General features: G+C 71.3%; 15 protein-coding genes and 1 riboswitch. Of the genes, 3 read left to right on the top strand and 12 right to left on the bottom strand.

Translation table 11 applies throughout. The annotated features are described in order from the left end of the window. Positions 1-98 precede the first annotated feature (98 nt). Positions 99-269: riboswitch (cobalamin riboswitch) on the bottom strand. 49 nt (positions 270-318) lie between these two features. The 5 genes from ACQY0Z_RS01055 to nagB form a co-directional block, all read right to left on the bottom strand. Next, a complete protein-coding gene (locus tag ACQY0Z_RS01055; RefSeq protein ID WP_439811704.1) occupies positions 319-822 on the bottom strand; it encodes a GNAT family N-acetyltransferase in 504 nt (167 codons plus the stop codon). An 83-nt stretch (positions 823-905) separates the two neighbouring features. Further along, positions 906-2534, bottom strand: coding sequence for a monocarboxylate uptake permease MctP (gene mctP / locus ACQY0Z_RS01050; RefSeq protein WP_381725288.1), 1629 nt, complete (start codon positions 2532-2534; stop codon positions 906-908). Further along, complete coding sequence (locus tag ACQY0Z_RS01045; RefSeq protein WP_254585420.1) at positions 2531-2752, bottom strand: DUF3311 domain-containing protein; 222 nt, start codon at positions 2750-2752, stop codon at positions 2531-2533. The genes mctP and ACQY0Z_RS01045 overlap by 4 nt, the downstream gene beginning before the upstream one ends. A gap of 236 nt (positions 2753-2988) precedes the next feature. Continuing rightward, positions 2989-3753 carry a GntR family transcriptional regulator gene (locus tag ACQY0Z_RS01040; protein ID WP_031020506.1) on the bottom strand — a complete coding sequence of 255 codons (765 nt, stop codon included), beginning with the start codon at positions 3751-3753 and terminating at the stop codon, positions 2989-2991. A 158-nt stretch (positions 3754-3911) separates the two neighbouring features. Further along, positions 3912-4697, bottom strand: coding sequence for a glucosamine-6-phosphate deaminase (gene nagB / locus ACQY0Z_RS01035; RefSeq protein ID WP_189901079.1), 786 nt, complete (start codon positions 4695-4697; stop codon positions 3912-3914). A gap of 542 nt (positions 4698-5239) precedes the next feature. Here nagB and ACQY0Z_RS01030 point away from each other — a divergent pair. Then, positions 5240-6706 carry a histidine kinase N-terminal domain-containing protein gene (locus tag ACQY0Z_RS01030; RefSeq protein WP_189901209.1) on the top strand — a complete coding sequence of 489 codons (1467 nt, stop codon included), beginning with the start codon at positions 5240-5242 and terminating at the stop codon, positions 6704-6706. A gap of 234 nt (positions 6707-6940) precedes the next feature. Here ACQY0Z_RS01030 and ACQY0Z_RS01025 read toward each other — a convergent pair whose 3' ends face one another. Further along, positions 6941-7198 (bottom strand): WhiB family transcriptional regulator, encoded by a 258-nt coding sequence (locus tag ACQY0Z_RS01025; protein ID WP_003992873.1) that lies wholly within the window; start codon positions 7196-7198, stop codon positions 6941-6943. 317 nt (positions 7199-7515) lie between these two features. Beyond that, positions 7516-8484, bottom strand: coding sequence for a diacylglycerol/lipid kinase family protein (locus tag ACQY0Z_RS01020; protein ID WP_254585421.1), 969 nt, complete (start codon positions 8482-8484; stop codon positions 7516-7518). Between the two features lie 118 nt (positions 8485-8602). Here ACQY0Z_RS01020 and ACQY0Z_RS01015 point away from each other — a divergent pair, with 118 nt between their 5' ends. Then, positions 8603-9055 carry a hypothetical protein gene (locus ACQY0Z_RS01015; RefSeq protein WP_189901083.1) on the top strand — a complete coding sequence of 151 codons (453 nt, stop codon included), beginning with the start codon at positions 8603-8605 and terminating at the stop codon, positions 9053-9055. 24 nt (positions 9056-9079) lie between these two features. Here ACQY0Z_RS01015 and ACQY0Z_RS01010 read toward each other — a convergent pair whose 3' ends face one another. The 3 genes from ACQY0Z_RS01010 to ACQY0Z_RS01000 all read right to left on the bottom strand — a co-directional run bounded on the left by ACQY0Z_RS01010 (position 9080) and on the right by ACQY0Z_RS01000 (position 11142). Further along, positions 9080-10192, bottom strand: a complete 1113-nt coding sequence (locus tag ACQY0Z_RS01010) for an RNA polymerase sigma factor SigF (RefSeq protein ID WP_439811703.1) — start codon at positions 10190-10192, stop codon at positions 9080-9082. A gap of 17 nt (positions 10193-10209) precedes the next feature. Next, on the bottom strand, positions 10210-10623 hold the full coding sequence (locus ACQY0Z_RS01005) for an anti-sigma regulatory factor (protein ID WP_004925829.1): 414 nt from the start codon (positions 10621-10623) through the stop codon (positions 10210-10212). A 258-nt stretch (positions 10624-10881) separates the two neighbouring features. Beyond that, complete coding sequence (locus tag ACQY0Z_RS01000) at positions 10882-11142, bottom strand: UBP-type zinc finger domain-containing protein (protein ID WP_189901086.1); 261 nt, start codon at positions 11140-11142, stop codon at positions 10882-10884. Between the two features lie 60 nt (positions 11143-11202). On the opposite strand from ACQY0Z_RS01000, the gene ACQY0Z_RS00995 reads away from it, so the two are divergent. Further along, a complete protein-coding gene (locus ACQY0Z_RS00995) occupies positions 11203-12795 on the top strand; it encodes a Na+/H+ antiporter (protein WP_254585423.1) in 1593 nt (530 codons plus the stop codon). Between the two features lie 25 nt (positions 12796-12820). Here ACQY0Z_RS00995 and ACQY0Z_RS00990 read toward each other — a convergent pair whose 3' ends face one another. Both ACQY0Z_RS00990 and ACQY0Z_RS00985 read right to left on the bottom strand, forming a co-directional pair. Next, complete coding sequence (locus ACQY0Z_RS00990; protein ID WP_189901090.1) at positions 12821-13723, bottom strand: 1-aminocyclopropane-1-carboxylate deaminase/D-cysteine desulfhydrase; 903 nt, start codon at positions 13721-13723, stop codon at positions 12821-12823. 121 nt (positions 13724-13844) lie between these two features. Then, positions 13845-14426: an N-acetylmuramoyl-L-alanine amidase gene (locus tag ACQY0Z_RS00985; protein WP_225628304.1), complete on the bottom strand. Its 582-nt coding sequence runs from the start codon at positions 14424-14426 to the stop codon at positions 13845-13847. Positions 14427-14514: the final 88 nt, after the last annotated feature.

Here is a 14514-nt window from a genome sequence, read left to right as displayed (position 1 = left end):
GGCCTCGAAGAGCGCAGGGGGCAGCACACGAACGCACGCGGCGTCGCGTCCACCGGCCCATTCCGCGAGGCCCGGACGTCAGGGCACCCGGACCGGAAGGGCCGGGCGCACTGTCGGCAGGTCCTCGGACTGACTCCCGTGCGCGCCCGTGGGCAGGCATGGGTACACCGTTGCGGGACAGTTCCGGATTCGCACCGGATTCCCCTGCGGCGACAGCGAGCATGAGCATACATCTTGTGCCGGGTGCCGCCGACGGACCCATATGTTGTGTCGCGCGAGGGTTATGCTGGCGCCGGGTGAACGGGCCGCGCGGAGCTGTCAGAGCGTCAGCTCGTAGACCAGCAGCAGGATGTCGTCCACCTCCGGCAGCGGGTTCCAGTCCCGCGCCGGGTTGCGCGTGAAGCCCAGCCGCTCGTACACCCGGTGCGCGGCGTGCATGCTGCGCTGCGTGGACAGCACCATCCGCGTACGGCCGAGCGCCCTCGCGCGGTCGACGCAGGCGCGCACCAAAGCCTCGCCGGCGCCCCGGCCGCGGGCGGCGGCGGAGACCGCCAGCATGCGTATCTCCGCCTCGCCGGGCCCGGCGAGGTCCGCCATGGGGCCGGGGCCCGGCACGAAGGTCACCCCGCCCAGCAGCGTGCCGTCCGCCACGGCGACCAGCACCTCGGCCGCCGCCGCCCGCTTCGCCACGTCCCGCAGCTCGCCCAGGTAGCCGTCCGACTCCCCGAAGTCCAGCAGGCCGTCACCGAGATAGGCCTGCGCCGTGATCTCACCCAGTTCCGCGTGTTCGCCGGCGGTCACCGGCCGGATGACGATGTCCATGCGGGGGAGTCTGCCGCACGGGCACGACAACGGGCCGCCGGTTTTCCACCGACGGCCCGCTGCCGTGTGTATGTATGACCGTGTCAGTGCGCGCTGCCCGCCGTGGCCGGCGGGAGCTCGACCTCCACGCCCGGGTCGCCGGCGTCCGCCGTGTAGTCCTTCGGCTGGGTCTCGTCGACGCCCTCCGGCGCCTTGACCGCCCGCAGGACGAAAGTCAGGACGACCGTGACCAGCACGTTGATCACGAAGGCGGTGAGACCGATGTAGCCGATCTCCCCGATGCCCGGGATCTCCTTGGCGGAGCCGCCGAAGTGCTTCTGCGTCGGCGACGCCACCCCGTACGCGGCGACCGTGCCGTAGATCATGCCGACCGCCCAGCCGCCGATCAGCGCCCAGCGGTGGAACCACCGCGTGAACAGGCCGCCCACCAGCGCCGGGAAGGTCTGCAGGATCCAGATGCCGCCGAGGAGCTGGAAGTTGATCGCGACGGTCTTGTCCATGGTGAGGACGAAGACCAGCGCGCCCACCTTGACCAGCAGGGACACGATCTTGGAGACCGCGGTCTCCTGCTTGGGCGTCGCGTCCGGCTTGATGAAGTCCTTGTAGATGTTGCGGGTGAACAGATTCGCCGCGGCGATCGACATGATCGCCGCCGGCACCAGCGCGCCGATGCCGATCGCCGCGAAGGCCACACCGGCGAACCAGTCGGGGAACATGTTCTCGAACAGCTGCGGGATGGCCAGCTGGCCGTTCTGCACCTTCACCCCGGCCGCGATCGCCATGAACCCGAGCAGCGCCAGCAGGCCCAGCATCAGCGAGTACAGCGGCAGGATCGTGGTGTTGCGGCGGATCACGTCACGGCTGCGCGAGGACAGCGTCGCGGTGATCGAGTGCGGGTACATGAACAGCGCGAGCGCCGAGCCCAGCGCCAGCGTGGCGTACGTCCACTGGCCCGCCTCGCCCGGCACCAGGGCGCCGCGCGGGGCGCCCGTGGCCGGGTTGGTCTCGCTGTACGCCTCCTGCGCGGAGGCGAAGATCTCGTCGAACCCGCCCAGCTTGATCGGGATGTAGATGATCGCCACCGCGATCACGATGTAGATCAGCGTGTCCTTGACGAACGCGATCAGCGCCGGCGCCCGCAGACCCGACGAGTAGGTGTACGCGGCCAGCACACCGAAGGCGAGCAGCAGCGGCAGGTCCTTGACGAACCAGTTGGTGTTCTCGCCGCCGCCGACGCCCATCACGTCCAGCACGGCCTGGATGCCGACCAGTTGCAGCGCGATGTACGGCATCGTCGCCAGGATGCCGGTGACCGCGACGGCCAGCGACAGCCCCTTCGAGCCGAACCGCCCGCGCACGAAGTCGGAGGTCGTCACATAGCCGTGCTTGTGGGACACCGACCACAGCCGGGGCAGGAAGGTGAAGATCAGCGGATACACCAGGATCGTGTACGGCACCGCGAAGAAGCCGGCCGCGCCCGCCGCGTAGATCGCCGCCGGGACGGCCACGAAGGTGTACGCGGTGTACAGGTCGCCGCCGAGCAGGAACCAGGTGACCCAGGTGCCGAACGAGCGCCCGCCCAGGCCCCATTCGTCGAGGGTGTGCTCGTTCGCGGCCTTGCGCCAGCGCGCGGCCAGGAAGCCCATCACGGTGACGAGCACGAAGAAGAAGATGAAGACGGCGAGTGCCACGCCGTTCACGCCGTCGTTCACTGCTCCGCACCACCCTTCGCGGCCGAGCGGGCGCGCTGGTCACGCTGCCAGAGCTTGTACGCGGTCATCGTCAGCGCGGTGGAGATCAGCACCCACAGCATCTGGTACCAGTAGAAGAACGGGATGCCGATGAAGACCGGGTCGGTCTTTGCGTAGGACCCGACCCACAGCATGGCGACGAATGGTGCGAGCAGGCAGAGGCCGATGACGACGCGCATGGGCGTCACCACCGGCCCTGGAGTTGTTTGCGGGGTTTGTGACATCTGACGGCTCCCGTCCCCTCACTGATCGCCGACGTTGGCTCGCGGCAATGTAGGTGAGGGCGCGGGGCGGTCGTAACCCCCCGTAGGAGGGGCGGAATGCAGCAGCAGCGCAACCGCAAGGCAACAGCAACGAAAATCCTGTCAACCACCCGGTCTGTCGGGTTTTGCGGTCACGCCGGCGGCTGCTTGTCTCAGTCCTGGGGGCGCTTGAGGCGCGCGACGAACTTGTACCGGTCGCCCCGGTACACCGACCGCACCCACTCCACGGGCTGCCCGTCCCGGTCGAGCGAATGCCGGGACAGCATCAGCATCGGCAGGCCCACGTCGGTGCCCAGCAGGCCCGCCTCGCGCGGCGTGGCCAGGGACGTCTCGATGGTCTCCTCGGCCTCCGCGAGATGGACGTCGTACACCTCGGCGAGGGCCGTGTAGAGGGACGTGTACTTCGTCAGGCTGCGGCGCAGGGCAGGGAAACGCTTGGCGCTGAGGTGGGTGGTCTCGATGGCCATGGGCTCGCCGTTGGCCATGCGCAGCCGCTCGATGCGCAGCACGCGTCCGCCCGCGGTGATGTCGAGCAGACCCGCGAGCCGGTCGTCGGCCGTGATGTACCCGAGGTCGAGGAGCTGCGAGGTCGGCTCCAGACCCTGGGCGCGCATGTCCTCGGTGTACGAGGTGAGCTGGAGCGCCTGGGACACCTTGGGCTTGGCGACGAAGGTGCCCTTGCCCTGGATCCGCTCCAGACGGCCCTCGACCACCAGTTCCTGGAGCGCCTGGCGCACGGTGGTGCGCGAGGTGTCGAACTCGGCCGCCAGCGTGCGCTCGGGCGGGACCGGCGTGCCGGGGGGCGCGGTCTCGGTCATGTCGAGCAGGTGTTTCTTCAGCCGGTAGTACTTGGGCACGCGCGCCGTACGGACCGCGGTCCCACCCTCGTTCTCCGTACTGCTGACGTCGGTGCTCATGCTCTGCCTTCCCGGCTCCGGCTGCCGAAGCGGCCGACAGACCGTCGGCCACGGCTGACATCGTGGCACGGCTCCGGGCGGGGGCGGGCCCCTCGCGCGCTCCGTGATCCCTTTTGTATACCCCTGTGACCAGTGATGGTCCAGACCACGGGCGGTGGTCAGAGGCCCTGCCACTCCGGCTTGCTGGCGTAGGTGTGGCGGAAGTAGTCGGCGAGCTTCAGCTTGGAGGCGGCGGCCTCGTCGACCACCACGGTGGCGTGCGGGTGCAGCTGGAGCGCGGACGCCGGGCACACCGCGGCGACCGGGCCCTCGACGGTGGCGGCGACCGCGTCCGCCTTGCCCTCGCCGGTGGCCAGCAGCACCAGGTGCCGGGCCTCCAGGATGGTGCCGATGCCCTGGGTGATGACGTGGTGCGGCACCTGGCCGATGTCGCCGTCGAAGAAGCGGGCGTTGTCCACCCGGGTCTGCTCGGTCAGCGTCTTGATCCGCGTGCGCGAGGCGAGCGAGGAGCACGGTTCGTTGAAGCCGATGTGCCCGTCGGTGCCGATGCCGAGCAGCTGGAGGTCCACGCCGCCGGCCTCGGCCAGCGCGCGGTCGTAGCGCTCGCACGCGGCCTGCACGTCCTCGGCCGTGCCGTCCGGGCCCAGGAACGCGTCCATCGGGATGCCGAGCGGCTCGAGCACCTCGCGCCGCAGCACCGAGCGGTAGGACTCGGGGTGGTCGGCGGGCAGTCCCACGTACTCGTCGAGCTGGGCCACCCGCGCACGGGAGGTGTCCACGGCGCCGGCGCGGACCTTCGCCGCCAGCGCCTCGTAGACGGGCAGCGGCGTGGAGCCGGTCGCCACGCCGAGCAGGGCGTCGGGCTTGTGCCGCAGCAGTCGCGCCATGGCCTCGGCGACGAGCTCGCCTCCCGCCTTGGCGTCCGCAACGATAACAACTTCCACGGTGGGCCTGCCGATCTTCCGGTGGACTCGACTGGGACGGGCCCCGGGAGGTGCCGGGACCATGTGGTTTAGACCAATCTCAATCTAGCAGAGGGCCGCCCGCCCGCCGAGGCGAAACCCGCACCCGGTCCGAAACCGCCCCCGGCGCCCGGGTGTCCCGAAATCGTGGCGTCCGACCCGCCCCGCCGGGACCCCGGTCGGGTTAGGCTGCGTGGTGGACCCGTCTGCGTCCGTCCAGGGCGCGGGGGACGCCGGAAGAACGCCGTACGACGCATTTACAGGGGCAGTGGTCTAGTCCACAATGCGTAGCAGGACACACAGACCTGCCTTCCCCGCACAGGAAGGCGGACCGAGGATCCGAGGCTCTCTGCCCTGACTGCCCCGGCTCCTCATCCTTCGGCCGACCGGGACCGCACACCCCACCGGCCGATATTGCTCCGGGCTGCGGTGCCGGGAGGGTTGAGGGTCCCTCCCAGGCGCCGCGGCCCGCGGGTGTTTCCGGGGGTCACAGGCACACAGGTACGCTCGCTGACGTGCCCTCCATGAACGAACTCGTACGCCAGCACACCGCCCTCGACGACACCGACCTCGAGTGGCTCCACCTGCTGGTCTCGGAGTGGCAGCTGCTCTCCGACCTCTCCTTCGCCGACCTGGTCCTGTGGGTCCCCACCCGCGACGGCACGCGCTACGTCTCCGTCGCCCAGATGCGGCCCAACACCGGCCCCACCTCGTACCAGGACGACATGGTCGGCCATCTGGTCCCGCGCGGCCGGCGGCCCATGCTGGACGCGGCCCTGGACGAGGGCCGGATCGTGCGCGAGGGCGACCCGGAGTGGCGCGAGGAGGTCCCGGTCCGCGTCGAGTCCATCCCGGTGCGGCGCGAGGGGCGGGTCCTCGGCGTCATCGCGCGCAACACCAACCTGCTCACCGTGCGCACGCCCAGCCGGCTGGAGCTCACGTATCTGCAGAGCGCCTCGGACCTGGCCCAGATGATCGCGGCCGGCGCCTTCCCGTACGCGAACCAGCAGCTGGAGATGGACGCCTCGCCGCGTGTCGGCGACGGTCTGATCCGGCTCGACGCCGACGGCGTCGTCCAGTACGCCTCGCCCAACGCCCTGTCCGCCTACCACCGTCTCGGTCTCGCCGCGGATCTGGTGGGCCATCACCTCGGGCGGACCACCGCCGAACTGGCGCCCTCGCGCGGGCCGGTGGACGAGGCGCTGTCGAAGGTGGCGAGCGGCTGGGCGCCCCGCGAGTTCGAGATCGAGTCCGACGACGGCGTCATCCAGTTCCGCGCGATCCCGCTGAAGCCGAAGGGCACCCGTATCGGCTCCCTGGTGCTGCTCCGCGACGTGACCGAACTGCGCCGCCGGGAACGGGAGTTGATCACCAAGGACGCCACCATCCGGGAGATCCACCACCGGGTGAAGAACAACCTCCAGACCGTGGCCGCGCTGCTGCGCCTCCAGGCCCGCCGGATCGGGTCGGAGCGCGGACGGGCGGCGCTGGAGGAGGCCGTGCGACGGGTCGGGTCCATCGCCATCGTCCATGAGACGCTGTCCCAGAACCTGGACGAGCGCGTGGAGTTCGACGAGATCGCCGACCGGGTGCTCGCCATGGTCGCCGAGATCTCCCCGGGCAAGGTCACCGGCCGGCGCTCGGGCCGCTTCGGGATACTCGACGCCGAGGTGGCCACGCCGCTGTCGATGGTGCTGACCGAGGTGCTGCAGAACGCGCTGGAGCACGGCTTCCGCGAGGGTGAGACCGGCACGGTCGAGGTGTCCGCGGTGCGCGGCGGCACCTCACGGGAGGCGCGCCTGCTGGTCACCGTGCAGGACGACGGGGTGGGCCTGCCCGAGGGCTTCGACCCGCACACCGCGGGCAACCTGGGCCTGCAGATCGTACGGACGCTGGTGGAGGGAGAGTTGGGCGGCACCTTCGACATGGTGCCGGCGCCGGAGCGGGGGACCCGGGTGATCCTCGACATCCCGGTGCAGGCGGACGCCTGACCGCCGGGGCCCGGCGCGCCCTCGCCGGGGCAGCACACCCCCGGACAGCAAAAGACCCCGGACCGTGGTCCGGGGCTGATGCTCGTTCCTCGTTTCCCCTGCCCGATCGGGACGGACATCGGGGGAACTTCGCGCTGCGGCTCGGGGCGGGAGATGCGTGTGCGCCGTCCACGGAATCATCCGGACGAGCGCACACGCGCCGCCAAGCTCAGGCTGTTTGCTGGGGCGGGGTCGTCAGGCGGAGGCCTGACGCGCCCGGTTGCGGGCAGCGCGGCGCTTCATCGCGCGACGCTCGTCCTCGCTGAGACCACCCCAGACGCCGGAGTCCTGACCGGACTCGAGCGCCCACTGCAGGCACTGCTCGATCACCGGGCAGCGGCGGCAGACGGCCTTGGCTTCCTCGATCTGCAGCAGCGCGGGACCGGTGTTGCCGATGGGGAAGAAGAGCTCGGGGTCTTCCTCGCGGCAAACGGCGTTGTGACGCCAGTCCATGGCTGCTACCTCTCCTTGGTATTACTGCAGGTGCTTGTGAATGTGAACGCTTTCACGAATCCCCCAACAAGTGAAGGGCCGACCGCCAGGTTCCCTGGCGTGGTCCTTGGGTTTGAAGAGGGGTTCCGGTGATCTGTGGAGGCCGGTGTAGCGGGCCGTCCCGATCGCCAAGAAGAGACTCGCAAACCTCGGCGGCGGATACAACCCCTTCCGGAAAGTTTTTTTTGATTCTTCGGTGTCGACTAGGTCACAGCCGTACTTCCATGGGGTGGACCCTGGCCTAAACGTTCGACTGAAAGGACTTTGGCCCTTTCTGCTCACACAATCACACGCAGTGCACGGCGAACGCCTGTGAACGTCACGCTGGTGCGCAGCCCCAGGTGGTCACCGTCCATCTGAAGGGGCAGCGGCACCTTCGAATGCAAGGTGAAGCGTGTCAGATCGTGCCGCGTCACGGCGTGCTTGCCGCGGGGGCCGCGCTCCGGGGACGAAGTGAGCAACTGCGTGCCATACCGGGCAACCGCGGGGGTGGACATCCGGGTGAGACCGAACAGATCGAGTCCCGTGTCGAAGGACGCCTGGGGGGAGGCGTAGATCGGACGGTTGCCGAGGAACGTCCACGGCGAGGTGTTCGAGACTATGGACAGCACCAGGTCCTCGACCGGCTCCTCGCCCTCGAGCTCCAGCGTGATCATCCCGTTGCGGCGGTGCGGGTCGCCCAGCAGCTGGCGCACCACCTGGCGCATGTACAGCGCGTGCGTCGACTTCCGGCCCCGCTCCCGCTGCTGCTCCACCCGGCCCACCACGCCGGCGTCGAAGCCGAGGCCCGCGTTGAAGGTGAACCAGCGGGCGGGCACCGCCTCGTCCTCGGTGCCCGGCGTGCCCGAGGTCAGCCCCAGGCCCACCGTGCGCTCCCGGCCCTCGCGCAGCGCGTCCAGCAGCACGCCGGTCGCCTCCACGGGCTGGTTGGGCAGACCCAGGGCGCGGGCGAAGACGTTGGTGGAGCCGCCGGGGACCACCGCGAGACCGGGCAGGTGCTCCGGGTCGGGGCCCGCGTGCAGCAGGCCGTTGACGACCTCGTTCACCGTGCCGTCGCCGCCCAGGGCGACCACCAGGTCGACCTCGCCGCTCTCCGCCGCCTGCCGGCCCAGGTCCCGGGCGTGACCGCGGTACTCCGTGGTCACCGCGTCGAGTTTCATCTCACTCGCGAGCGCGTGGATCAGCACGTCGCGCGTGCGCGCACTGGTGGTGGTTGCCGCCGGGTTGACCACGAGAAGTGCACGCATGACGTGCAGGGTACCTACTCAGCGGTACCCGGCCCAGACCGAGGTCCCGCCCTTGTGGACGACGCGGGCCGTGAACCTCGCCACGGGACGGCTCCCGGGCGGCGGCTACCCTGCAGGGGTGAGCAGCGAGCAGACCCCCGTCACCAGCCCCGACGACACCGGCGCCCGTCCGCGCCGTCTGACGTACGCCGCGGCCCTCGCCGCGCTGGAGGGGCTCGCGTTGGTCGTCGGCGGCGTCTGGCTGCTGGTGCTCGGCCTCGCGGGCGAGCCGGACGACCGGCAGCAGGCCGTCACCGGCGGGGTCACGCTGATCGTGCTGGCGCTGCTGCCGCTGCTGGCCGCGCGCGGCCTGTTCGCCCGGAAGGGCTGGAGCCGCGGGCCCGCCGTCATCACGCAGATCATGGCGTTGCCGGTGGCCTACAACATGCTGATGTCCGACGGCGCGGCCATCCCCGCCGGAATCGTGCTCGCCGTGGTCGCGGTGACCGCGCTGGTGCTGCTGATCAACGCCGAGACCACCCGGGCCCTCGGCATCCGCGGACCCGGGAACGCGGGCGACGCCGCGAAGTGACGCGGCTGCTCCCCTGCCCCTCGACTACTCCTCGACGAGGAGCTTCTCCCGCAGCTGGGCCAGGGTGCGGGCCAGCAGCCGGGAGACGTGCATCTGCGAGATGCCGACCTCCTGCGCGATCTGCGACTGGGTCATGTTCCCGAAGAAGCGCAGCAGCAGGATCCGCTTCTCGCGCGGCGGGAGGTCCTCCAGCAGCGGCTTGAGCGACTCCCGGTACTCCACGCCCTCCAGCGCCTCGTCCTCCGCGCCGAGGGTGTCGGCGACCGCCGGGGACTCGTCGTCGGTGTCGGGGACGTCCAGGGACAGCGTGGAGTAGGCGTTCGCCGACTCCAGGCCCTCCAGGACCTCCTCCTCCGAGATCCCCAGCTTCTCGGCGAGCTCGTGCACCGTGGGGGAGCGGCCGTGCAGCTGGGACAGCTCCGCCGTGGCCGTGGTGAGCGACAGCCGCAGCTCCTGGAGCCGCCGCGGCACGCGGACCGCCCAGCCCTTGTCGCGGAAGTGCCGCTTGATCTCGCCGACGACCGTCGGGGTGGCGTACGTGGAGAACTCCACGCCACGGTCCGGGTCGAAGCGGTCGACGGACTTGATCAGACCGATCGTGGCGACCTGGGTCAGGTCGTCCAGCGGCTCGCCGCGGTTGCGGAAGCGGCGCGCCAGGTGCTCGACGAGCGGCAGATGCATCCGCACCAGCCGGTTGCGCAGCTCCGCGTACTCCGGGGTGCCGCTGTCCAGCATGCGCAGTTCGAGGAAGAGGGCGCGCGCCCCGCTGCGGTCCTGCGGGTCGTGGTGCGCGTGCGTGCCCGGCACACCCGGTGTGCTCCGTGCGCCGGAGGCAGGCGCCGCCTGCTCCTCGGCCTCTCGCTCGTGCTCGCTCATCGTCCCGCCCGTCGCCCTTCCCCGAGCGCTCGCCTCGTCCCCCGCCACCGGCTCGGCCAGGGCGGGGGCGTCCCCGCCGGGAGCGGCCGGCCCGGCCGCGGACGTGTCCCGCACGGCGCCGCCGGCCTGCCCGCCGTCCGGACGGACGTCTCCCGCGGAGTCGTCCTCCGGATGCGGCCGGGCCTGCTCGGGGATGCCGTCGATGCCGTCCGGCACGCGCTCGGCCTGCAGCTCCCGTGTGCCGCGTTCTTCGTCCCGCACCGGCCCGTCCTCGCTCCTCACGCCGGCCCGGGTCCCGCGCCGCGCTGTTTGTAGAGGCTGATCGACACGGTCTTGTCCTCGTCCACGGCGGAGGAGACCTTGCCCGCGAGCGCGGACAGCACGGTCCAGGCGAAGGTGTCCCGCGAGGGGGCGTGGCCGTCCGTGGTGGGCGCCGAGACGGTGACCTCGAGCGAGTCGTCGACGAGGCGGAAGACGCAACTGAGCACCGATCCCGGCACGGCCTGCTGCAGCAGGATCGCGCAGGCCTCGTCGACCGCGATGCGCAGGTCCTCGATCTCGTCGAGGGTGAAGTCCAAACGGGCCGCGAGGCCGGCCGTGGCCGTACGCAGCACCGACAGGTAGGCCCCCGCGGCCGGCAGCCGGACTTCCACGAAGTCCTGGGTCGCGGGCTCGCCTGCGATCTGGGACACCCTCACCTCCAAGGTGGTACAAGCGTTTCAGGGCCTGTGTTCGCCCCCGGGCAACGCGCTACGTGGTTCAGCGGTGACGCTATCGCGCTCCCGGCGGTCCTGTCGCCGGGACCCCGACCCGTTGCCGTCACTCATAGTAAAACTATGAACACGCTCCGTGGCTAGGGGTCTGCGACGGCCAAATGGGAAGAGCGCGCGCCGCATTGACGTACCCAGGCGCCGGACCGTCGAACCGTCCGGCACCGTGGTCCCGTCACGTCACACCAGTACGTGGTCGACGAAGCACCAGCGCCAGTCCTCGCCCGGCTCGTGGGTCCGCATCACGGGATGGCCGGTTTCCCTGTGGTGCCTCGTCGCGTGCCGGTTCGGCGAGGAGTCGCAGCAGCCGACGTGACCGCAGGTGAGACAGAGGCGCAGCTGCACCGGATCCGTCCCCTCCCGCAGGCACTCCGGACACGTCTCACCGAGCGGGGCCGGTTCCGGGTGCGGCAACGCCTCGACGTGCGTGCACTGTTTCATGATTGCCAGATTACGACGGTCGCGCGGAAGGCCGCGCGGAAAAACGAGGGTGGGCCCGACATGGACGTGATGCCCCTGCTGCTGCTCGTCGCGGGCAGCGCCGCCGTGGCCGCCGCCGCCCGGCGGACCCCGGTTCCGCCGCCGCTGGTCCTGGTCGCGGCCGGCCTGCTGGTCAGCTACGTCCCCGGCGTGCCCGAGTACGCCCTCGACCCGCACATCGTGCTGCCGTTGATCCTCCCGCCGCTCCTCTACACGGCCGCCGTGGAGAGCTCCTACCTGGACCTGCGGGCGAACCTGCGGCCGGTGGCCCTGCTGTCCGTCGGTTACGTGCTGTTCGCGACGCTCGCCGTCGGCTGGGTGCTGCACCTGCTGGTGCCGGACCTGCCGCTCACCGCGGCGCTGGTGTTCGGCGCCGTGGTGGCGCCCCCGGACGCCGTCGCGGCGACGGCGGTGGCCCGCAGGGTCGGCCTGCCCTCGCGGATCACGACGATCCTCCAGGGCGAGTCGCTGTTCAACGACGCCACCGCCATCACCGCGTTCCGGGTCGCCGTGGCCGCGTCCGTCGGCGAGGGCGTGAGCTGGGCCGGGGGAGTGGGGGAGTTCCTGCTGGCCGCGCTGGGCGGCACCGCGGTCGGCCTGGTGCTGATGGCGCCGCTGCACTGGCTGCGCACCCACGTGCGCGAGACGCTGCTGCAGAACACGCTGTCGCTGCTCATCCCGTTCGTCGCGTACGGCGTCGCCGAGCAGGTGCACGCCTCCGGGGTGATCGCCGTCGTGGTGGTCGCGCTCTACCTCGGGCACCGCGCGTGGGAGGTCGACTTCGCCACCCGGCTCCAGGAGAGCGCGGTGTGGGGCATGGTCGCGTTCGTCCTGGAGTCGGCCGTGTTCGCCCTCATCGGTCTCCAGCTCCCCGTCGTGATGCGCGGGCTCGGTGAGCACGAGGGCATCGAATCCGCCTGGTACGCCCTGGCCGTCTTCGCGGTCGTCGTCGCCGTGCGGTTCCTCTGGGTGTACCCGGCGGTCTGGCTGCCGTGGCGGGTCTCGGCGCGGGTCCGCGCGCGCGAGGAGAAGCCGGACTGGAAGGGCCCGTTCGTGATCGCGTGGGCGGGGATGCGCGGGGTGGTGTCCCTCGCGATCGCCTTCTCGATCCCGGTGACCGCGGAGGGCGAGGACTTCCCGCACCGGTATCTGCTGCTCTTCCTGACCTTCACCACCGTCATCGGCACCCTCGTCGTGCAGGGCCTCACCCTGCCTCCGCTGATCCGGATGCTGAAGCTGCCCGGCCGCGACGCCCGGGCCGAGACCCTCGCCGAGGCCAACGCGCAGGCGCAGGCGTCCCGGGTCGCCGAGGAGCGCCTCGACGACCTGCTCGCCGACGAGCGCAACGCCCTTCCCGCGCCGCTGGCCGACCGGCTGCGCAGCGTCCTGGAGCGCCGCCGCAACGCCGTCTGGGAGCGGCTCGGGCAGGTCAACCCCGTCACCGGGGAGTCGGTGGACGACACCTACCGGCGGCTGTCCCGGGAGATGATCGGCGCCGAGCGCGACGTGTTCGTGAAGCTGCGCGACGGGCGCTACATCGACGACGAGATGCTGCGGACGCTGCTGCGCCGGCTGGACCTGGAGGAGGCCGCGGCCTACCGGGAGGCGGGGTAGGCCGTCCCGGAGCGGGCGCGCCGGCTCAGGGGAACGGACGCCCGGTGACCACCGCGGCGACCGTGCTCCCGCGCGGGAAGGCGCCCTCCCCGGCCAGGGTGACGAGGGCATGAAGCAATTTGGCGACATAGAGGCGTTCCACGGGGACCCCGTGACGCTGTTCGAAGTCCGCGGCGAACTCCTCCAGGCCGGCCGGTACGCGCGCGTAGCCGCCGTGATGGAACCGCTCGTCCAGGCTCCACTCCCCGCGCGGACCGCCGAACGCCGCCGTCTGCAGGGCCCGTATCTCCGCCGTGAGGAAGCCGCCCTTGAGCACCGGTATGCCGAGCGTGCGCGCGCTCCCGCCGAGCCCGGCGGCCAGTCCCGCGAGCGTGCCGCCCGTGCCGCAGGCCACCGCGGCCACGTCCGCCGCGCCCGCCAGTTCCCGGCCGAGCTCCACGCACCCGCGCACCGCGGCCGCGTTGCTGCCGCCCTCCGGCACGACGTACGCGTCCTCCGCGTCCGCCGCGCGCAGCACCTCGGCGAGCGTGTCCGGATCCGTCTTGCGGCGGTACACCGACCGCGCCACGAAGCACAGGCGCATGCCGTCGGCCGCGCAGCGCGCCAGCGACGGGTTGAGGGGCCGGTCCGCCAGTTCCTCGCCGCGCACCACGCCCACCGTGCGCAGCCCGAGCAGCCGTCCGGCGGCGGCCGTGGCCCGCAGATGGCTGGAGTACGCCCCGCCGAACGTGACCACCGTCCGCCCGCCGGCCGCCTCTAGGTTCGGGGCGAGCTTGCGCCACTTGTTGCCGACCAGCTCGGGATGGACGAGGTCGTCCCGCTTCAGCAGCAGCCGCACCCCGTGCCGCTCGAACCGCGCGTCGACGGCCTCCTCCAGCGGCGAGGGGAGCCGCGGGCGCAGGCCGGCGAGGGCGTCGGAGCTGGTCATGGGGGCCATTGTCGCGCGAGGTCACGGCGGGCGGGCGCCGGTGTTCCGTGTGGGGGGTGTCAGGAGGGCGGAACACCGGCGACGAGCGCCCAGGGTCACGTCGGACGTCGCCTCGTCCGGGTCACTTCAGACGGTCGCGGATCCGCTTGCGCATCGACGCCATGGTGAACCCGCGCGGGTCCACCTTGCCCGGCTGCCACTCCAGGTGGCCGATCACCGACTGCTCGTTCCAGCCGTGGTAGCGGCAGACCGCCGCCGCGGCCTTCTCGATGGCCTCCAGCTGCGCCGCCGGCCACGGGTCCTTCCCGTCGCCCAGGTTCTCGCACTCGAAGCCGTAGAAGTGCCGGTTGCCGTCGGTGTTGGCCTCGTTGTCCGGCGGGAACGTCTTCTTCTCGGCGATCACCGCCCGCAGCACGTCGTCGTCGCCGAGTCCCGCGTGGTTGGCGCGTCCGTACCCGACGAGGTGCACCCGGCCGTCCTTGGTGATCACGCCGTGGCAGAGCGGACCTGGAAGACCCGAGTAGCCCTTGCGGCAGATGTCGACCGTCGCCTTGCTGCCCTTGGTCACGGTGTGATGGATCATCACCCCGTGCACAGGACCCCACGGGCCCTTGTGGTTGCGGTTGTGGTCACGCCAGTCGCCGACCTCGACGACCGTGAGACCCTCCGCTCTGAGAGCGCGCAGGAACGCGCTCGCGGACATGGGTGGGGCCATGCCGCCCTCCTCCGTACCGGACGACGGCCACCGGGCGCGGCCGTCTCGTACAGGGCCTATAGCCGGAAGTCGGCCT

Source organism: Streptomyces sp. P9-2 (assembly GCF_051903975.1).
GTDB lineage: Bacteria > Actinomycetota > Actinomycetes > Streptomycetales > Streptomycetaceae > Streptomyces > Streptomyces cellulosae.
The sequence above is the reverse complement of the archived record's forward strand: the minus strand, read 5'-3'. Positions and strand labels throughout refer to the sequence as shown.